This is a genomic window from Pseudomonas kribbensis (genome assembly GCF_003352185.1).
Lineage (GTDB): Bacteria > Pseudomonadota > Gammaproteobacteria > Pseudomonadales > Pseudomonadaceae > Aquipseudomonas > Aquipseudomonas kribbensis.
This window is the reverse complement of sequence record NZ_CP029608.1, coordinates 161,827-181,493: the sequence shown is the minus strand read 5'-3', so window position 1 is coordinate 181,493 and position 19,667 is coordinate 161,827. Positions and strand designations below refer to the sequence as shown.

15 protein-coding genes are annotated in these 19,667 nt (G+C 62.3%); 1 reads left to right on the top strand and 14 read right to left on the bottom strand.

From position 1 onward, the window contains the following. Position 1: 1 nt before the first annotated feature. The 3 genes from DLD99_RS00790 to DLD99_RS00780 are packed head-to-tail and all read right to left on the bottom strand — an operon-like array spanning position 2 to position 4,194. A complete protein-coding gene (locus tag DLD99_RS00790; RefSeq protein ID WP_114880944.1) occupies positions 2-2,098 on the bottom strand; it encodes a site-2 protease family protein in 2,097 nt (698 codons plus the stop codon). Continuing rightward, on the bottom strand, positions 2,099-3,418 hold the full coding sequence (locus DLD99_RS00785; RefSeq protein ID WP_114880943.1) for an efflux RND transporter periplasmic adaptor subunit: 1,320 nt from the start codon (positions 3,416-3,418) through the stop codon (positions 2,099-2,101). Beyond that, positions 3,415-4,194: an efflux RND transporter periplasmic adaptor subunit gene (locus tag DLD99_RS00780; RefSeq protein ID WP_114880942.1), complete on the bottom strand. Its 780-nt coding sequence runs from the start codon at positions 4,192-4,194 to the stop codon at positions 3,415-3,417. Before DLD99_RS00780 ends, DLD99_RS00785 begins: the two co-directional genes overlap by 4 nt. Before the next feature lie 475 nt (positions 4,195-4,669). Here DLD99_RS00780 and DLD99_RS00775 point away from each other — a divergent pair, with 475 nt between their 5' ends. Beyond that, complete coding sequence (locus tag DLD99_RS00775) at positions 4,670-5,359, top strand: NYN domain-containing protein (protein WP_114880941.1); 690 nt, start codon at positions 4,670-4,672, stop codon at positions 5,357-5,359. On the opposite strand, the gene DLD99_RS00770 is transcribed toward DLD99_RS00775, so the two are convergent. The 11 genes from DLD99_RS00770 to DLD99_RS00720 all read right to left on the bottom strand — a co-directional run bounded on the left by DLD99_RS00770 (position 5,340) and on the right by DLD99_RS00720 (position 19,382). After that, positions 5,340-6,800, bottom strand: a complete 1,461-nt coding sequence (locus tag DLD99_RS00770; RefSeq protein ID WP_114880940.1) for an efflux transporter outer membrane subunit — start codon at positions 6,798-6,800, stop codon at positions 5,340-5,342. The two genes, DLD99_RS00775 and DLD99_RS00770, sit on opposite strands and share 20 nt — an antisense overlap. After that, complete coding sequence (locus tag DLD99_RS00765) at positions 6,797-7,867, bottom strand: HlyD family secretion protein (protein WP_114880939.1); 1,071 nt, start codon at positions 7,865-7,867, stop codon at positions 6,797-6,799. The genes DLD99_RS00770 and DLD99_RS00765 overlap by 4 nt, the downstream gene beginning before the upstream one ends. Positions 7,868-7,886: 19 nt before the next feature. Further along, positions 7,887-9,422, bottom strand: coding sequence for an MFS transporter (locus DLD99_RS00760; protein ID WP_114880938.1), 1,536 nt, complete (start codon positions 9,420-9,422; stop codon positions 7,887-7,889). A 102-nt stretch (positions 9,423-9,524) separates the two neighbouring features. After that, positions 9,525-10,442, bottom strand: a complete 918-nt coding sequence (locus DLD99_RS00755; RefSeq protein ID WP_011331856.1) for a LysR family transcriptional regulator — start codon at positions 10,440-10,442, stop codon at positions 9,525-9,527. A gap of 58 nt (positions 10,443-10,500) precedes the next feature. After that, a complete protein-coding gene (locus DLD99_RS00750) occupies positions 10,501-11,367 on the bottom strand; it encodes an ABC transporter permease (protein WP_114880937.1) in 867 nt (288 codons plus the stop codon). Between the two features lie 20 nt (positions 11,368-11,387). Further along, complete coding sequence (locus DLD99_RS00745; protein ID WP_114880936.1) at positions 11,388-12,248, bottom strand: ABC transporter ATP-binding protein; 861 nt, start codon at positions 12,246-12,248, stop codon at positions 11,388-11,390. A 5-nt stretch (positions 12,249-12,253) separates the two neighbouring features. After that, entirely contained in the window at positions 12,254-13,279 is a 1,026-nt protein-coding gene (locus DLD99_RS00740) for an ABC transporter substrate-binding protein (protein WP_114880935.1), read from the bottom strand. Positions 13,280-13,297: 18 nt separating this feature from the next. Continuing rightward, positions 13,298-14,194 carry a TauD/TfdA dioxygenase family protein gene (locus DLD99_RS00735; protein ID WP_064382651.1) on the bottom strand — a complete coding sequence of 299 codons (897 nt, stop codon included), beginning with the start codon at positions 14,192-14,194 and terminating at the stop codon, positions 13,298-13,300. A 287-nt stretch (positions 14,195-14,481) separates the two neighbouring features. Then, on the bottom strand, positions 14,482-15,849 hold the full coding sequence (locus DLD99_RS00730) for an HlyD family type I secretion periplasmic adaptor subunit (protein ID WP_085712607.1): 1,368 nt from the start codon (positions 15,847-15,849) through the stop codon (positions 14,482-14,484). Further along, entirely contained in the window at positions 15,839-17,995 is a 2,157-nt protein-coding gene (locus DLD99_RS00725; RefSeq protein ID WP_114880934.1) for a type I secretion system permease/ATPase, read from the bottom strand. The genes DLD99_RS00730 and DLD99_RS00725 overlap by 11 nt, the downstream gene beginning before the upstream one ends. 34 nt (positions 17,996-18,029) lie before the next feature. Further along, complete coding sequence (locus DLD99_RS00720) at positions 18,030-19,382, bottom strand: TolC family outer membrane protein (RefSeq protein WP_085712605.1); 1,353 nt, start codon at positions 19,380-19,382, stop codon at positions 18,030-18,032. Positions 19,383-19,667 lie beyond the last annotated feature (285 nt).

Sequence of the window (19,667 nt, the reverse complement as noted above, 5' to 3'; positions counted from 1 at the left end):
CCTAGAAACCGCTTTCCCTGACCCCCAGCGCCGCCAGCCGACGCCAGGCCACGCCGAGCACCGATTCGCCGCTGCCCTGCAACACCACCACGCCGCGCAACGGTTGTACCGGCGTCGGTGGCTGATCCAGCGTAGTCAATCGCGCGCCGTATTGCGCCTGCACCGGTTCCGCCCGTTGCTGTTGATCGCGGCGCACGGCAATCGGCCCGTGATGGTCGGATGTCAGGGCTTCCTGATCGACATAGGCCACGCCATTGGTATCGATTTCATCGAGCTTCACGGTGATCGCCGGATGCATCGGGTCATCGGCGATGAACCGCCCGGTGGCCCCCGGTTCGACCCGCCACAGTTCGGCCTCGGCCACATAACCACGCAGGCGCGAGCCGTCCTCGACCACCCGCGTCAGCGCATCCTTGGTCGATAGCCAGCGCCCCGGCGTCAGGTTCGGCAACAGGTCGCGCACAGTGCCGGCATGGGGTGCCCGCAGCAGCAGGCGTTCGCGGCGGGCGGACAGGCCTCGGTATTCCGCCACGGCTTCGGCGAGGCGTTGTTCGACGATGCCGGCGTCGGCGGCGGTTTCGCTGCGGCCGGCCTGACGGCGCATCAGCAATTGTTGAATCTGGATTTCCCGGCGGACGATGGCCTGCCGCGAATCGAGGTCCGGCGACTCCAGTTCGATCAGCACGTCGCCCTGAGCGACCTTCTGACCGTCCGCAACCTTCACCGTTTTGACCCGCGCCGCCACCGGCGCATGCAACGCACTGGCCCGACCGCCCTCGAGCATCGTCGGCAGTTCGACGGCGCTGCGCCACGGCACGATCAGCACCAGCAACAGGCCGAGTACCGCCAGGCTGCTGAGCAGCACGCGCGGGCCGTGAGCCTGTTCGCGGCGGCTCCACCACTGGCGCCACTCACTCATGATCGGCAGAAAGATGAACCACACCAGCTCCACCAGCATCAGGAAGATCCCCAACACCTTGAAGAACAGGTGATAGACCGCCAGCGCGATCCCGAAAAACAACGCCGCACGCCATAACCACGAGCCATACCCCCAGATCAGCAAACGCCGCTGCATCGCCGGCGACCAAGGCTCCGGCGCCGGTGCGCCATAGCCGAACAAGAATTCACGCAGGCGCCAGCGACAAAAGGCAAAGGCCCGACCCTGAAGGTTGTCGACCTCCCACAAATCACTGAGCAGAAAGTAGCCATCGAAGCGCATGAACGGGTTGAGATTGACCACCAGCGTGGTGATCCAGGTCGCACTGGCAAGCATGAACGCCGCCGTGCGCGCCGGACCGTCGGGCAGCAACGACCAGACCAGCAACGCGATGCAGGCCAGCAGCAATTCCGCCAGCACCCCGCCGGCACCGATCAGCAGCCGCGCACGCCGGTCGTTGACCCGCCAGGCATCGCTGACATCGGTGTAGAACATCGGCAACAAGACCATGAACGCCACGCCCATGCTCTGCACCCGACACCCGGCGCGCTTGGCCATGAACGCGTGGCCGAACTCGTGGCAGAGCTTGGCGAAGAACAGCGCCACACCGAACGAAATCGCCCCGCCGAGGCTGAACAGGTGCGGGAAGGTGCCGACGAAGCGCTGCCAGTCCCGCGACACCAGAAACACCCCGAGCCCCAGGGTCGCCGGAAAACCGTAGCGCAAAATCCTTGGTCCGAAGCGCTGCAGCCACGGCCACGCTCGATTGAGAAAAGCATCCGGGCGCCACAATGGAATACGAAAGAACAGATATTGATGCAGCAGGATTTTCCACAGGCTCTGGCGTTGCGCGAGGGCCTTGAGCTGGTAGCTGGCGCGTTGCTGATCGTCGAGGGCGCTGATCAGGTCATGCCCGCGCAGGAACGTCAGCAGTTGCTCCAGCTCCACACCATCGAGCGGCAAGCCCGGTTCGCGGTTGGCGGCGCGCAGCACTTGCTCGGGGTCGCCCAGCGACCAGTGGCGCAACAGGCGCATCGCCGCCGTGCCGAGTTTGAAATAACGCCCGCGCACCGGGTCGGCCAGGGTCCAGCGCGGCGAGCCGTCCAGCGCCGGCGCCGCCGGTGACAATTGCAGGTCGGCACGCAGGCTCGGCAGGTTCATTTACAGGCCCACGCTCTGACGCAAACCGGCCAATGGGCGGCGCAGCAGATACAGCGCCAGCGGCGCGCGGTCGCCGAAGATCTTCGCCGTGCCGCGCAGGCCGATACGCGGCGGTGCGTCGGTGAAATTCGCATCCAGCCGATAGGCCAGTTGGCCGCCAGCGGTGGGTTGCGCTTCATAGGCCGAACGCTCGAGTCGGGCGACGTGGCGTTGCAAGGGATCGCTGTCGAGGAACAACGCAATGTCGGCGCCCGGCTCCAGCGAAATCGCGTCGCCCACCGCCAGCTCGATGCGCAATTCAGCCTGGTTCGGGTCGGCGATTTCCATCAGCCGTTCGCCGGTCTGCACCGGTTTGCCGGTCCAGCGCTCGGCGTCGGCGAACACCGCAATGCCGTCGCGCTCGGCGCGCACTTCGCTGCGGTTGAGCAGTTCCCGGGCGTAATCCCGCTCGGCGCGTTTCTGCTCGACCCGGGCGGCCAGCAGATCCACCCGTGAACTGGATTCGGCGTCGGCAAATGCACGTTGGGAATTGGCTTTGAGTTCGGCTTCGGCCACACCGAGCGCACGCTCGGCGACATCGGCCTGGGCCTTGAGGGTGGTGCTTTCGAAACGCAGCAGCAGATCGCCGGTTTTCACGTTCTGATTGGGTTTGACCAGAAACTCGGCGATCACCCCGTCCAGCGGCGCCGCCACCACGCGACCACCCAAGGGCACCACTTCCGCCGGGGCCAGCACCGACTGGCGCACCGGAATCAACAAACCGAGCAGCAGCACAGCGACCAGCGCCACCTGGCGTTTGCGGGTCCAGCGCAGCCGCCACGGCTTGCGCGGTTGCAGGGCCAGCCAGGCGTGGCTGTAGGTGTCGCCCAATTGCGACAACAGCACCTGTTCGGAAGGATTCCACGGTACATCGCGGGCCAGCCACAAGCCGCCGAACACCTGACCCTCGCGGTCGATCAGCGGCAGCCAGAACACCTGCAGCGCCGACAGACTGCGCCAGTCGCTCTGGATCGACTCGCTGACCATCTCCGGCGAGATCACCCGCGCCACCTTCAGCACATCCTGCTTGAACAGCTGCGCCACCGCCTGCTCGACGAACGCCACGAACGGCGCATTCGGCTCCACCGCGCTGACACCGGTCACGGCCTGCACCTTGCCGGCGATCAGTAGCGCCGCATGTCGATATCCGAACAGCGGCTGCCCGTCATTGACCAGGCTGTAGGCCAGTTGCGAAGCATCGCGGGCGGCGCGGGTCTGCCGTTCGAGATCGAGAAACCGCGCGAACACCTGCTCGGCGCCGCCGCTCACCGGGGCGTTCACTTGAGCTCCGGAAAACGCGCGGTGCCGCTCATGCCGGCGAGCAGGCCTTTGGCTTCAGGGAGTGTGGCGACCAGCAACAGCGTCTGGCTGCCCTCATCGATCCGCGCGCCAAGACGTTTGACTGTGGCGTCGATGGGCTGGCCGGTTTCATCGGGAACGAAACTAAAGGTCTGGCCGGGCTTGAGCTTGGCCATCCAGCGCGACGGCACCAGCAAATGGATTTCCAGCGTGCGGTTGTCGACCACATCGAGCAGCGGCGCCCCGGCCGACACGCTTTCGTAGCGTTGCACCTTGCGCTCGACCACTTGTCCGTCGAACGGCGCGACCACGCTGCAGCGTTTGACCTGGACTTGATAAACCTGGGATTGCGCCTGGGTCTCGCTGACCTTGGCCTCGGCCCGGGCCACTTCGAAACGCCCGACGGAATTGAGCGCCGCCAGTTGCCGGTTGTGCGCCAGCTCTTCGCCGGCGCCACGGCTGGCGGCTTGCGCGGCGTTCAACTGGGCCTGATAGGCCGAACAGTCGAATTTCGCCAGGGTATCGCCCTTCTTGAACGACTCGCCCTCGCTGAACGGCAGCTCGACGATCCGCCCGGACAACTCGCTGGCCAGCGTCGCCTGATCCCGCGCCCGCAACACACCCCGTGCTTCGCTGCTGGCCGAGGCATTGGCGGCCCCAGTGCTATCCTGCAGCGGATCGTCTGGCACAGGCGTTTGCGCCTGAACTGCACACGTTACAAAGGTCAATCCGACAACCCAACCACGAAAACGCCGCATAACCGTTACTCCCTGACGGATGAGCGGAGTCTACGACAGCGGGGTTTAGCGTCAAGCGAAAGGCCATCACACCTTGGAAATGTAATGTTTCAAAAAGAGCTGACTTCTTCTTTCTATGGTTGAGTTGTTGCAGAAGCGTAGGCCGATCGTTTCTTCCTACAAAGGCTTAGGAAACAGCCTCTGCGCGAGAAGAAAAATCATGACAAACAACAGGCTTTGCCCTCAAGCGAGCAACAATTACTCATACAGAAGCTCTGGAAAACCTTGACCCCTGACGAGACTAGACAACAAATCCAGTGAGCCGGCGCTGAAGATAAAACAGCTGAGTGAGGGAATGATAAAACGACGGTTGACCTGCATGACGCACTCAATCTAGGATTGCCTTACTCAACCCCGTACGTAGCGATTCAGTTCGCTGGCAGTTGGGGTGAAGAAACCGGCTTAGGCCGGTTTTTTCGTTTCTGAGGATCGATTTGTGCGAACTGCTTTCTTTGTAGATGGCTACAACATGTTCTATGGGCTTCTGGCAGGTACACCCTACAAGTGGCTCAATCTCAGAGGCTTGTTGATTCATGTGGCCCACATAGAAAATCCAAAAAGCTCCGTCATCTCGGTCGACTATTTCACCTCCCCCATCAAACCTGAACTGGCAACTCGCGGCCGCGTTTCCAAGGAAGCCCAGGACACCTACATCAGAGCCTTGAGATCAACCAATGTCTCAGTGCACTTTGGCCGCCATCACCTTGAGCCAGCCAAGGCTCCCAGGTTTATCGATAGAAACACTGGCGCTTCACGCCAGGACAAAGTCGACATCTGGAAGCTTGAAGAAAAGGAAACTGATGTCCACATTGCGATCAGCATGTATCGCACAGCATCTCGTCAGTCGATGCTCGACCCAGATGAACGCCTTGATCAGATTGTGCTGGTATCCAGCGACACTGACATGACCCCCGCGTTACGAGCTATACGTTCAGATTTTCCCGGAATAGTGGTTGGTGTCGTACTTCCCCATAGAGCCGGGCTCAATCGCCCCTCTCCTGGCTCAATGAAGGATCACTCGCATTGGATACGACGTGTCATCACCGCTGAAGAGTTATTGATGCACCAATTTCCCAACCGCGTCCCCACTCATAAGAAGCCAGCGATCAAACCGGATTACTGGTAGCGAGAACTCCCACCGGATACACCGACTCCCATCCCCCGCCCAACGCCCGGTACAACCCGACCATCGCCAGCGAAACGCCGGTGGAGCTTTCCACCCATTGTTCCTGGGTGGCGAGCAGTGCGCTTTGCACGGTGAGGACGTTGACGAAGTCGACCACGCCTTCGACGTATTGCTGTTGCGCGGTGCGCAGGGCGATCTGGTTCTGACGCACGGCTTCGGCGAGGCTGTCGCGGCGGCGCTGGCTGGCGTTGTAGGCGGTCAACTGGTCGTCGATTTCGTGCCAGGCGCGTAGCACGGTCTGTTGATAACCGATTGCCGCTTCCTGTTGCTTGGCTTCGCGCAGTTGCAGCACGCCGCGCAGGCGGCCGCCGTCGAACAGCGGCAGGCTGAATTGCGGGCCGATGCCGAAGGCCCGTGAGCCCCAGGAACCGAAATCACTGAGCTGCATGGCTTGCGAGCCGAGGTTGCCGGACAGGGTGATGCGCGGATAGAAATCGCCCTTGGCCACGCCGATGTTGGCGGTGGCGGCATGCAGCCGGGCTTCGGCCTGGCGAATGTCCGGGCGGCGCTCGGCCAGTTGCGACGGCAGACCGATAGCGACTTGCGGTGGCGACTGTGGCACTGGCGCGTCTGTGGATAATTCTTTGGCCAACGCCTGAGGCGGTTCGCCCATCAACAGGCTGATGGCGTTGATCAGTTGCGCCTGACGTTGCTCCAGCGCCGGCAGTCGCGATTCGATGGCCGCCACTTGCGCGGCCGCTTCGGCCACGTCGAGATCGGTGGCCACGCCGTCGTTGAGGCGCAGTTGCGAGAGCTTCAGGCTGTGCCGCGCGACATCGAGGTTCTGCTCGGTGACCGCGCGGGTGTTCTGCACCCCGCGCAACTGGATGTAGTTCTGCGCGGTGTCCGCGAGTACCGCCAGCAAGACACCGCGACGGTCGTTTTCCGCCACTTCGAGGTTGGCATCGGCCGCTTCGGTTTCCCGGCGCACACGGCCCCAGAAGTCCAGCTCCCAGGAGGCGGAGAAACCGGCATCCCACAGGTTGAAGGCAGAATCGCCGTTGTGCCCGGACGGGTCGCTCAAGCCTTCACCGCTGTTGCGTTTGCGGGCATAGCTGCCGGTGGCGGCGGTTGTCGGGTAGCGATCAGCGGTAATCACCTGACGTGCGGCGCGACTTTGTTGCAGGCGACTGCTGGCCAGTTTCAGGTCGAGGTTGCTGCTCACGGCGCGCTGGGTCAGGGCTGAAAGCTGCGCGTCGTGGAAGACTTCCCACCAGCGTTCGTTCAGGGGTTCGCTGACAGCCTGGCTGGGGGCGGATTTGCCGGGTTTGGCCCACTCGGCAATCTGCGTGGCTTCGGGCTTCTGAAAGTCCGGGCCGACGGTGCAGGCCGCCAACGCTGACAGACTGAGGACAACCGTCAGAGATTGAATGCGCTTCATCGCTGCGTCACCTCACGCACCGATGTCGCGGAGCTTTTGGTATCAATGCTCGCCTCCACCGACATGCCTACCCGCAGGCGCTCGGCCAAAGGCTGGCCCGGCTCCAGCAGGATTTTCACCGGAATCCGCTGCACGACCTTGGTGAAGTTGCCGGTGGCGTTGTCCGGTTTGACGGCGGCAAACGTCACGCCGGTGGCCGGGGCGATGCTTTCGACGCGACCGCTCAGGGCTTCGCCGCCGAGACTGTCGACCCGCACGACAACATCCTGTCCGGGCTGCACGTCGGTGAGTTGAGTTTCCTGGAAGTTGGCCACCACATAAGCCTGCTTCAACGGCACTACCGCCAGCAGTTTGCTGCCCGGCGTTACGTAGGCGCCGACCCGCACGGCACGCTCGCCGATCATGCCGTCCTGGGGCGCAGTGATGCGCGTGTAGGACAGCTCGAAACTGGCGATTTCCAGTGCCGCCTGCGCCTGTTTCAGGCTGCCTTCGGCGGCATCGCGCTGCGCCGTCAGAATCTCGACCTGCTTGCGCTCCGCAGCCAGTTTTGCCGTGGCGGTGTCCAGCCGCGCAGTCGCCTGATCGATCCGGGTGCGTGCCTGTTGCGCGTTCTGCACGGTGCCGGCACCGACGCCGGCCAAGTGGTTGTAGCGGTTCAATTCCTGTTGGGCGAAGGCCATTTCAGCCCTGGCCGAGACCACCGACGCCTGCGCCTGAGCGATCACCGAAGTCTGCCGCTCCAGAGTAGCCTTGGCGTTTTGCAATTGGGCGCGGGCGACCACGGTGTGAGCATCGGCGGCTTCAGCGGCGGCGCGCAGGTCGCGATCATCGATCAGCGCCAGCAATTGCCCGGCCTTGACCTGCTGGTTATCTTCCACCAGCACTTCCTTGATGAACCCCGCCACACGCGGCACCACCAGGGTGAAGTCGGCAGAGACGAACGCGTCGTTGGTGTTCTGCTGGGTGCGCTTGCCGAACAGGCCGGGCATCGCCAGATACACCAGCACGCCGACCGCCAGCGCGGCCGCCACGGCCACTGCGAGTTTTTGCTTTGCTTGAGTCGTCATAAAAAACCTTCTGTTCCAGTCAGGTCGGCGCGCGAGGCGGATAGATCCGCGTCGGCAGCCAGAAAATCAGCAGGATCAGCGCCACCGCGACGCCAGCCATGCACAGGTAAAGATCCGAAGAAGTCAGCACCACGGCCTGTTCATGCAGGCGATGGGCGAGGCCGGGGTCGTTGCTTGCGGCCAGCGGTGAGTTGCCGAGGCGGTCGACCAGCATCGTCGAGTGAAAATGCAGGCGCGCGGTGGTCAACGCCTCGATCACCCCGGTGGCGACCACGGCCGCCAGGCCTTTCACGGTGTTGAACCAGGCCGAAGCGAACGGCCCGTCCTGGGGCTGGATGCTGCCGGTCGAGAGCATCAGCAACGGCAGCACCGCCATCGGTTGACCGAAAATCTGCAGCCATTGCAGGACATAGAAATTGTCGCGAATCCACACCGAAGTCAGCTGCGATCCGCCCAGGCAGGACAGCACCAGCATGCTCAACCCGATCCCGAGCACCCAGCGGCAATCGACCCAACGCAGATTGCACAGCGCCGCCACCAGCGGCAGCGCGATCAATTGCGGCAACGCCGCCAGCAGCATGATCGGCGCAGTCTGCACCGGCCGGTAACCCTGCACCTGAGCCAGATAACTCGATGGAATCAGCACCACCGCCAGCAACACCACCAGCACCCCGGCCAGGGTCATCAGGGCGAACGACAGGTTGCGAATGCCGAGCATCTGCAATTTGAAAAACGGAATGGGCTGCGACCACTCATGGATCAGGAAAGCCACCAGTAACAGCGAGCCGGCCCCCAGCAGTGCGCAGATCAGATTCGACTCGAACCAGTCCAGACGATTGCCCTGTAACAGACCGATCACCAGCATGCAGATCGCCGGAAAGCCCAGCAGCAGGCCTTTCCAGTTGAAGGTCTTGAGACGCTCCAGCCGCAGCGGGTCCTGAGGGATGCCGTACGCCACCATTGCCATGGCGATCAGGCACGGCACGATGATTTGCCAGAACGTCCATTGCCAGCCGACGTATTCGGTCCACAACCCGGCCAGCGGTGTACCGAGGCCAGGGCCGAACGTGGCGGTCAGGGCGTAACCGGCGAGGCCGTACAGTTTGAAATTGGCCGGCAAAAACCGCAGCGCAACGGTCATCAGCATCGGCGGCAGCGCACCGCCGGCCAGGCCTTGCAGGATGCGCATCAGCAGCAGGCTTTCGTAGTTCGGGGCGAACGGACAGAGCACCCCGAGCAAGGTGAACAGACCGATGGCGCACAGGGTGAAGCGGCGCAGGGAGAACGTCACCGAGCACCACGGCGCGAACGCCATGGCCGCCACCGAGGTCGCGGTGTAGCTGGCGACCAGCCAGGTGCCTTCGTCGTAGCCGATGCTCAAGGCGCCGCGAATGTCGGCCAGGGCAACCTTGGTCACCATCTCGTTGAGGCCCGATACCAGCACCGCCAGCAGCACGCCGACCAGACCGATGATGATCCGCGCCCCGAACACCGGTGGCGCGGCGGCCATCGGAGCGGCAGCGGCCATCGGCGCCGTGACCGTCAGGGATGTCATGCAGGCAAACTCCGGAGGGAAAAATACCGGAGCATGGTAGTAGGGCTTAGTGCTGACGAAAATTGACTTCTTGGCAGTTTATAAGTGCATCAGACGCAATCGTCAGGGCTGCGCCGCCAGCCAGGTTTCGTCGCAGCAAGTCTTCAGGGTTTCCCGCAGCCAGCGGTGGGCCGGATCCTTGTCGAAACGCGGGTGCCAGGCCTGGGTCAGCATCAGCGTCGGCAGCGGGATCGGCAGATCGAACGAGCGCAGTTTCAAACCCAGCCGTCGCACACTGAGCAGCGCTTCCTTGGGCACCGGCAGGATCAGGTCGGAGTCCGGCAGGGCGAACATTGCCGCGTGGAAACTTGGCGCGATTACGGCCACCCGCCGCTCCAGGCCCAGTGCATTCAGCGCGGTGTCGATAGGCCCACGGGCGATGCCCCGGCGGGACATGCTGATGTGGGAAAACCCGGCGTAACGTTCAGCGGTAATTTCACCATCCAGCAGCGGATGGTCCTCGCGCACCAGACCGACGAAGTGGGTGGAAAACAGGTTCTGCACTTTGACTTCCGGCGTCACCGGGCGGGTGTTGCTGACACTCAGGTCGATGCGCCCTTCGCGCAAGGCTTCATCGTCGCCGTCGCCCTCGGGGACGAAGCGCAACTCACAGTGCGGCGCCAGTTGATCGAGGGTGTCGAACAGCTTGCCGCCGTACACGCCGACGAAAAAGTCGTTGGCGCGAATGCTGAAGCGCCGGCGCAGAGTGCCCAGCTCCACGGCGTCCGCCGAGCGAAACAGCAACGCCGCCTGCTCGACCACATCGCGCACCTGCTCGCGCAGTTCCAGCGCCTTGGGCGTCGGCACCAGTCCCCGGCCGGCACGCACCAGAATCGGATCGCCGATGGCTTCGCGGATCCGTGTCAGCGTGCGGCTCATGGCCGCCGGGCTGAGGTTCATCCGCCGCGCGGCGCCGACCACGCTGCCCTCGTCGAGCAAGGCGTCGAGGGCGACCAAGAGGTTCATGTCCGGGAGTTGCATGTTGAGCACTCGTGACTGATCAGGATTGATTCGCACGCAATGCTAGCAGATCAAATAATCAGCGCTGCATGCCCCAGCGTTTCACCGTCACCCGCTCCAGCGTGTCGAACACCAGGTTTTCCACCAGTAGACCAATGAGAATCACCACGGCCAGACCGGCAAACACCTTGTCGGTGTACAGCTCGTTGCGGTTCTGGAAGATATACCAACCCAATCCACCCTTGCCGCTGGTGGCGCCGAACACCAGTTCGGCGGCGATCAGGGTGCGCCAGGCGAAGGCCCAGCCGATTTTCAGCCCGGCGAGGATCGACGGCAGCGCCGCCGGAATCAGGATGAACAACACGAAGCGCATGCCCTTCAGACCGTAGTTACGCCCGGCCATGCGCAGGGTTTCCGAGACGCCGAGAAATCCGGCGTAAGTGTTCAGCGCCAGCGCCCAGAGCACCGAATGCACCAGCACGAAAATCAGGCTGTTCTGGCCCAGGCCGAACCACAGCAAGGCCAGCGGCAGCAGCGCAATCGCCGGCAGCGGGTTGAACATCGAGGTCAGGGTACTCAGCAAGTCCCGGCCGAATTGGGTCGAGACCGCCAGCGTGGTCAGGGCGAAGGCCAGGACGATGCCGATCAGGTAACCCTTGAGCAGCACCACCAGCGAAATCCACACCTTGCCCAGCAGTTCGCCGCTGAGCAGGCCGTCGTACAGCGCATGACTGGTCTGCAAAAAGCTCGGCAGCAGCAGGTCGTTGTTCTGCACCCGGGCGACCACTTCCCAGAGCACGGCGAGCAAAATCAGGATCACGCTTTTACGCAGCCAGCCCTGTTGCCATAGGCGCTGGCCGAGCGGCAGCTCGCGCTCCACCGGCACGCTGGTCAGTGGTTGCAGATTGTTTTCGAATTCTTGACGTACGGATGATGAATGGCTCATCGGGCGATCCTCCGGGTGGCTCAATAAGCGATGCGAATGTCGTTGAAATCGTGCTCGCGCTCGGTTTCCGGCGACTGCCCTTCATCGAACAGCAAGCGGTGAATGCGTCGCGCCGACTCCTGAAACGCCACGCCACCGAGGCTTTGCAGATCGTATTGATGACTGTGCACTTCCGCCCTCACCCGCCCCGGATGCGGCGACAGCAACAGGATGCGATTGCCCACCACCAGCGCTTCTTCAATCGAGTGGGTGACGAACAGCAGGGTGAAACGCACCTCCTCCCAGAGCAGCAGCAATTCTTCCTGCATCTTGCGCCGGGTCAGGGCGTCCAGTGCGGCGAACGGCTCGTCCATCAGCAGGATTTTCGGCTGCATCGCCAGCGCCCGGGCGATCGCCACCCGCGCCTTCATGCCGCCGGACAAGGTGTGCGGATAGGCATCGGCGAACGCCGTCAGACCGACCTTTTCCAGATAGTGCAGCGCACGCTCCTCGGCTTCCTTTTTCTTCAAGGTGCGCGAAGCCAGCAGCGGAAACATCACGTTCTGTTTGACGGTTTTCCACGGTGGCAGTTGATCGAATTCCTGAAACACCACAATCCGGTCCGGCCCCGGCGCGTCGACGCGCTGGCCTTGCAGACGGATCTCGCCCTCGCACGGCGCAATGAACCCGGCGACGGCTTTGAGCAAGGTCGACTTGCCGCAGCCGGACGGCCCGAGCAGCACGAAACGATCCTGTTGATCGACTTCGAAACTGACCTGATGGGTGGCGCGCACGACACGTTGCGGCGTGCGGTATTCGAGGCTGACGTGGTCGACCGCCAGCAGCGCCTGCGCCGTGGCGATCGGGTTGCTGGCCGCGTGGCCTTGCAAAGGGGCGTTCATCTCGATCAGCTCCCTTGCAGCGGTTTGGCGTCCTGGAAGAAGTAGTCCTTCCACGATTCGGGTTTGTTCTTGATCGCGCCGACGCGGTAGAGGAACTCGGCGAGCGGGTAGGTGTTTTTCGGCGTGACGCTGAATTCGAACTGCGGGTTGTCGATGATTTTCAGCAGCTCGGCGCGGTCGATCTTGGCTTTGGTCACGCGGATATAGGTGTCCGCCGCTGCGCCTTTATCGTTCTGTGCAAACTGCGCGGCTTCGGTCAGGGCATCGACAAATGCCTTGTAGGTTTTCGGGTTCTCGTTGCGGAATTTCTCGGTGGCGAACAACACGGTCGGCGAGTTCGGGCCGAGCACGTCATAGGAATTGAGTACGACGTGCACGTTCGGATTTTCCAGCGCCTGATCCTGGAACGGCGGATTGGAGAAATGCCCGGTCAGTTCGGTGCCGCCGGCAATCAACGCGGCGGTGGCGTCCGGGTGCGGAACGGCGATGGTGTACTTGTCGAGGCGATTGAATTCCTTGTCGCCCCACTGCTTGGCCGCCGCGTATTGCAGGAAGCGCGACTGCACGGAAACACCAACCGCCGGCACCGCGATGCGGTCCTTCTCGGTGAAGTCGGCGATGGTTTTGACCTTGGGATTGTTGCTGACGAGGTAGTAAGGGAAGTTGCCCAGCGAGGCCACGGCTTTGACGTTCTGCTTGCCGTGGGTGCGGTCCCAGATCGTCAACAATGGGCCGACGCCGGCGCCGGCAATGTCGATCGAGCCGGAGAGCAGCGCATCGTTGACTGCAGCGCCGCCGGACAACTGGGTCCAGTCGACCTTGATGTCGAGGCCTTCCTGCTTGCCGTACTTCTCGATCAATCCCTGATCGCGCACCACATTGAGCAATAAATAGACAATGCCGAACTGTTCGGCGATGCGGATTTCACCTTCGGCGTGGGCCACGGTCGGCGCCACCAGGCTGCCGGCGATCAGGCTGAAACCGAGGCCGATGGCCGCCGCCAGCGGCGCGAATGGAAGACGTTTGGACATGATCGGATCTCCGGCAAATCAGAAAGGCGCGTCGCCCTGGATGGTGGTGCGATACAACTTGCGGCGCAGGTGCGCAGGGCAGCCGGCGGCAAGATGGATCAGCGAGCGGTTGTCCCAGAACACCAGGTCGTGGGGCTGCCATTGATGGCGATAGATGTTCTGCGGCAGCACGCTGTGGGCGTAGAGCTCATCGAGCAGTTGTTTGCTCTCGTCTTCCGGCAGACCGACGATGCGGGTGGTGAAGCCTTCGCTAACGAACAACGCCTTGCGGCCGTTTTCCGGGTGGGTACGAACCACCGGGTGCACGACCTCGGCGACCTGAGCCAATTGCTCCGGGGTCAGGGTCGGGCGCCAGTTGCCTTCGAATTTGGTTTCGCTGTAACGCGCGGTGTAGGAATGCGCAGCCGAGCGGCCTTCGACGGCTTTGCGCAGGGCGTCGGGCAGGCTGTCCCAGGCTTTGTGCATGTCGGCGAACAGGGTGTCGCCGCCTTCGGACGGCAGCTCCTGGGCGTGCAGCATCGAGCCGAGGCTCGGCAGTTCTTTATAGGAAAGGTCCGAGTGCCAGAACTTGCCGGCATCACCGAGGCCGATGTTCTGGCCGTTCTCGACGATGTTGGAAACGATGAGGATTTCCGGATGATTGGCCAGCAGGAACTGCTTGAGCACATGGATCTGCAACACGCCGAAGCGGCGGCTGAAATCGATCTGCTGTTGCGGGGTGATGCGCTGGTCGCGGAACACCACGACGTGGTGATCGAGGTGCGCGCGGTGAATGCGGGCGAAGTCCTCGTCGTTGACCGGACGGGTCAGGTCGAGGCCGATGATTTCGGCACCGACGGCACCGCTGAACGGGCGGATTTCGAAGGTTTGCGGCGCGGCAGTCGCGGCGCTTGGGGTAGCAGTAGCTGCGGACATCAATCAATCTCCCACGCACGGCGCGCTCAAGGGCGCGCGCGTCGATCAGAAACTCACGCTGGATTGCGTGTGGGTTCGTGTCGTGCGGCGCGCCGATTGGTCGGCAGGTACGCAGGAGGCTGACTTTATAGCTATAAGAAGCTGAATTTAAATACCGTTAACGAATAACGATATGGCGATTGCTTCGGAATGGACTGGATGGTGAGTGACCATTTGCGTCACTTCTGGACGGGATGTGGTGTTGCGGCGGACACCTTCGCGAGTACCGCGAAGGCGTCCGTGAAGGCTTACCGCTCGTGCAAAGCCTCGGCCCGCGCCCGGATGATCGGCTTGAGCAGGTAGCTCAGCACGGTCTTCTTGCCGGTGATGATGTCCACCGACGCCACCATCCCCGGGATGATCAGCAGCGGCTTCTCGTCAGTGCCGAGATGGCTGCGCTCGGTGCGCAGTTTGATGATGTAGTAAGTGGTTTTCTTGTCTTCATCGGTAATGGTGTCGGCGCCGATCTGCTCGAGTTTCGCCTTCAGCCCGCCATAGATGGTGTAGTCATAGGCGGTGAATTTCACCGTCGCGTCCTGCCCCGGGTGCAGGAACGCGATGTCCTGCGGGCGGATCTTCGCTTCGACCAGCAAGGTGTCGTCCAGCGGCACGATTTCCAGCAGGTCGCTGCCCGGCTGGATCACGCCGCCGATGGTGTTGACCAGCATCTTGTTGACGATACCCCGTACCGGCGAGGTAACGAGCGTACGGCTGACCCGGTCTTCCAGCGCCTTGCCGGTAGCCTGGGCCTTGTTCAGGTCGGTGCGGGCTTCGTTTAGCTGGGTCAGGGCGTCGCTGCGGAACTTGCCGCGAGTCTCGTCGATCTTGCGCTGGACTTCCTTGATCGCCGATTCGGCACGCGGGATTGCCAGGGTGGTGGCGTCGAGCTGGCCACGGGTTTCCACTTCGGCACGCTTGAGTCGCAGCACTTCCACCGGCGACACCGCGCCCTGAGCCACCAGCGGCTCGGACATGTTGATTTCCTGGCGTTGCAGGCCCAGTTGCTGGCGGTACTGCGCCTGCTTCGAGGTGAATTCGCGCAGTTCTTGCTGGCGCTGGATCAACTGCTCCTGCAAGCCGCCGACTTCATCGTGCAGTTGCTGGCGACGGCTGACGTACAGCGACTCTTCACTCTTGGCCTGACCCGGCACGGCCTTGAGCACGTCCTCGGGGAAATTCAGCGGCCGGTCATCGACCTCGGCGCTCAGGCGCTCGACCCGCAGCAGCATCGACAGTCGATCGGCTTCGGTTTCGCCAACGTTGGAGGCGAAGCGCGTGTCGTCCAGACGAACCAGCGGTGCGCCGGCCTCGACGATCTGGCCTTCCTTGACGAACAGCTCGGAGACGATACCGCCCTCGAGGTTCTGGATTTTCTGGATCTTCGACGAGGGAATCGCCTTGCCGTCGCCCTTGGTCACTTCGTCGATAACGGCGAAGTTGGCCCACAGCATCAGGAACACGAAGAAACCGATGATCGCCCAGATCGTCAGGCGCACCACGCGCGGCGCGTCCTCGATCAAGGCCTTGTTGACCTCCGGCAGCGGCTGGCCCTGCAACGATGCGGAGCCCTTGAAGTAGCGACGGATCGAATCCTTGAAACCCGACTTAAGCAACACTGATCTGCCCCTTCTTCAACGCTTCCATCACGGCGGCTTTCGGGCCATCGGCGAGAATCTGTCCACGGTCGACCACCAGCAGGCGATCCACCAGCGACAGCAGTGATGCCCGGTGCGTCACCAGCACCACGGTCTTGTTTTCAACGACTGCAGCGAGGCGTTGCTTGAGGCGTTCTTCGCCGGTGTTGTCCATGGCGCTGGTCGGCTCGTCGAGCAGCAGGATCGGCGGATTGAGCAACAGCGCCCGGGCCAGGGCGACGTTCTGCCGCTGGCCGCCGGACAGGTTCTGCCCGCGTTCGCCGACTTGCAGTTCATAACCCTGCGGGTGCAGGCGGGCGAATTCATGCACGCCAGCCAGTTCGGCGGCTTGCAGCACCAACTCGTCCTCGACGTAACGGGCGCCGGAAATCAGGTTGTCGCGCAGGGTGCCGGCCAGAAGCTGGATGTCCTGCGGCACGTAGCCAATGTTGTAGCGCAGCTCGCTGACGTCGATCTGGCGGATGTCGACGCCGTCCACCAGCAACGCGCCGTCGTCCGGCTGATACAGGCCCACCAACAGTTTGGCCAGCGAACTCTTGCCCGAGCCGCTGCGGCCGATGATGCCGATCTTCTCGCCGGGACGGATCACCAGGTTGATGTTCTTCAGCGCCGGGTTCTGTTGATCGGGGTAGGTGAAGTTGAGCTGACGGCATTCGATGGCGCCTTGCAGCACCTTGCGGCTCAGCGGGCGTTCTTCGAAATTGCGCTCCTGCGGCAACTCCATCATCTGGTCGACCGAAGTCATGGTCACCCGCGCCTGTTGATAGCGGGTCAGCAGACCGGACAGCGACGCCAGCGGGCTCAGTGCGCGGCCACTGAGCATGTAGCAAGCGATAAGGCCGCCCATGCTCAGGTTGCCGGCGATGATCTGGTACACGCCGAAAACGATCATGATCACCCCGGCCAGTTGCTGGATCAGCAGGGTGATGTTCATCGCCAGGCCGGAAAGCATTTTCACCCGCAGCTCGAGGCGGCTGAGGGTGCCGATGGTCTGTTCCCACTGGTACTGGCGTTCGCTTTCGGCGTTGTTGACCTTCACCGCGTCGAGGCCGGCGAGGGTTTCGATCAGGCTCGACTGACGCTCGGCGCCCAGCGCCATGGTGCGCTCCATGGTGGCCACCAGCGGCTTCTGCAACGCATAGCCGATCAGCAGGGCAATCGGGAAGGCCAGCACCGGAATCCACACCAGATGCCCGCCGAGAATGGCGATGACGATGAAGATCAGGATGGTGAACGGCAAATCGATCAGGCTGGTCAGGGTCAGCGAGGCGAGGAAGTCGCGCAGGCTCTGGAACTCATGGATGTTCTGGGCAAAGCTGCCGACCCGCGCCGGCCGGTATTTCATGGCCATGCCGACGATGCGTTCGAACAGCGTGGCGGAGATGATCAGGTCGGTTTTCTTGCCGGCCAGATCCAGGCACAGGCTGCGCAGGCTCTTGAGGATCAGGTCGAACAGGTAGGCGCCGGTGATGCCCAGTGCAAGTACCCACAGGGTCGCCTCGGCCTGGTTCGGCACCACGCGGTCGTAGACGTTCATCACGAACAGCGGGGCGGCCATGGCGATGATGTTGATCAGGAAACTGGCGGCGATGGCGTCGGCATACAGCCAGCGCGAGCGCTTGAGGGTGTCGCGGAACCACGAGCGGGCGCGCGGGATCAGCGTGCCGTGGTTGACGTCGAATTTGTGCTGGGGCTGGGCGAAGAACACTTTGCCGAGGTAGTCGTCGGCCAGCAGCTCACGGTTGACCAGAGACTCGCCGCCATCGCTTTCGCTGAGCAGCACCCGGGCTTCGTTCTCTCCCTGCCAGCCGAGCAGGACGGCACTGCGGCCATCCTTGAGCAGCAACAGCGCCGGCATGGCGATGGCCGGAATTTCTTCCAGCTTGCGTTGCAACACCCGCCCCTGCAACCCGGCGCGTGCCGCTGCACGGGGCAGCAGTTCGACACTCAGGCGTTGCTTGGGCAGCGGCAGGCCGGTGGTCAGCATCGCCGCGCTGGCGGGTTTCTGGTGCAGCATGCAAAGGGCGAGCAGACCATCCAGTAACGGATCGTCGTGCAACGCGCGTGGATCATGACTGAGATGAACTCGACTGACTTCTGATTCCACGCTCGACACTCTTTAACAGTTGAAAAGGGACAACTCAATTCATCCCGGGCAGTTGAACCTTGGGCTTCACGTCGTTCTGCACAACGGATGCCATCGGTGCGACCACTCCCTGGCTCTTGAGCAACTCGCCCATGGTCGCCTTGATTCGGTATTGAGTAAATAACTGAATGTTCTTGATCTCGGCCAGACGGCGCGAAGCGGTGAACAGTTCGTTTTCACTGTCGAGCAAATCCAGCAGGGTTCGCTCGCCGAGGCTGAACTGGCGCTGGTACGCGGTACGCACTGCGGTGCTGTGATCAACGTACTGCTGAGCGATCGGCACCTGGGCATTGGCGTTATTCAGGGCGTTCCAGGCCAGGCCCAGTTCTTCGTTCAACTGGCGCAGGGCGTTGTTGCGGATGTCCAGCGCCTGGTTCGACAGGTAGGACTTGGATTCCAGATCCGCCTTGTTGCTGCCACCGGAGTACAGGTTGAAGCGCATGCGCAGCATCGCCTGCCATTCATTGTTGTGACCGTTCTGGCCGTCGAGGTCGTTGTCGGCGGTGCGGCCCAGCTCGGCGTCGAAACGCGGGTAGAAGGTCGACTTGGCGGTTTCGTACTGCTTTTCGGCAGCGGCGATGTCGGACTCGGCCGAACGCAGGATCGGGCTGTTTTCCAGCATCTGCGCGCGGGCCTCATTGAGGTTGGCCGGCATCATCGCCATGAACGGCGCCGGACGCTCCAGTTGATCGGGCATCTGGCCGACGGCGCTGAGGAAGTTGGTTTCCGAGTCGGCCAGGTTGGTCTGCTCGGTGATCAGGTTGTTGCGGGCCTGGGCCATCCGCGCTTCGGCCTGGTCGAGGTCGGCACCGCTGCCGACGCCACGCTGGGTGCGCAACTGGATCTGATCGTAGATGCGCTGGTGACTCTTGAGGTTTTCCTCGGCCAGGCGCACGAATTCGCGGCGGGTCAGCACATCCAGGTAAACCTGGGCGACCGTCAGCGCAGTGCGCTCGGAAGTGCCAAGCAAAGCGTAGGCGCGGGAGTTGACGGTGGCTTGTTGACGCCCGACTTCGCTGGACGTCGCAAAACCGTCAAAAACCATTTGCGACAATCGCACACTCGACTCGCCACGATTCAGGGTTTCCCAGTGATTGCCGCCGCCGTTGGCACGGGTGGTGACGCTGTCGGTGCCTTCACGGCCATAACCGCCGAGCAGGTCGACCTTGGGCAGGTATCCACCTTTGGCAGCCTTTAACTGATAATCCGCAGCCAATCGACTGTTGACCCCTGCCTGGATTTCCGGATGGACATCCAGTGCCTGTTGCATGGCTTCCGGTAAGGATTGTGCTTGAGCAAAAGACGCGGCGAGAGCGAAAGGTAGAGCCTTGAACAGGGGCGAACGCATGGTAAGGAATTCCCAAAACTTCTTGTCGTGAATCACAGCAAATAAGGGTGCTGCGTCGGATGATGGCAACCGGAATGACCGTATGTCGGAAAGTTTAAAACCGGAACTGGATCACATGCTCAAGGGCAAGTCGCCGCGTAAATATCAATGTGACATTAGTGGGGCGATTGTTTAGGATGGCATCCATAAGGTCAATAGTTTGGCATAAAGTTAATAGCGAAAGATTCTAGCCAAAATATTGACGAAGATCAGCGTCAAACTTGATTCACATTTTTTTAAAAGTAC

Bases quoted from the DNA above. Each gene is read 5' to 3' on its own strand.
- DLD99_RS00755 (WP_011331856.1), bottom strand. From the start codon at position 10,442: ATGCAACTCCCGGACATGAACCTCTTGGTCGCCCTCGACGCCTTGCTC.
- DLD99_RS00740 (WP_114880935.1), bottom strand. From the start codon at position 13,279: ATGTCCAAACGTCTTCCATTCGCGCCGCTGGCGGCGGCCATCGGCCTC.
- DLD99_RS00790 (WP_114880944.1), bottom strand. From the start codon at position 2,098: ATGAACCTGCCGAGCCTGCGTGCCGACCTGCAATTGTCACCGGCGGCG.
- DLD99_RS00735 (WP_064382651.1), bottom strand. From the start codon at position 14,194: ATGTCCGCAGCTACTGCTACCCCAAGCGCCGCGACTGCCGCGCCGCAA.
- DLD99_RS00750 (WP_114880937.1), bottom strand. From the start codon at position 11,367: ATGAGCCATTCATCATCCGTACGTCAAGAATTCGAAAACAATCTGCAA.
- DLD99_RS00765 (WP_114880939.1), bottom strand. From the start codon at position 7,867: ATGACGACTCAAGCAAAGCAAAAACTCGCAGTGGCCGTGGCGGCCGCG.
- DLD99_RS00770 (WP_114880940.1), bottom strand. From the start codon at position 6,800: ATGAAGCGCATTCAATCTCTGACGGTTGTCCTCAGTCTGTCAGCGTTG.
- DLD99_RS00760 (WP_114880938.1), bottom strand. From the start codon at position 9,422: ATGACATCCCTGACGGTCACGGCGCCGATGGCCGCTGCCGCTCCGATG.
- DLD99_RS00720 (WP_085712605.1), bottom strand. From the start codon at position 19,382: ATGCGTTCGCCCCTGTTCAAGGCTCTACCTTTCGCTCTCGCCGCGTCT.
- DLD99_RS00745 (WP_114880936.1), bottom strand. From the start codon at position 12,248: ATGAACGCCCCTTTGCAAGGCCACGCGGCCAGCAACCCGATCGCCACG.
- DLD99_RS00780 (WP_114880942.1), bottom strand. From the start codon at position 4,194: ATGCGGCGTTTTCGTGGTTGGGTTGTCGGATTGACCTTTGTAACGTGT.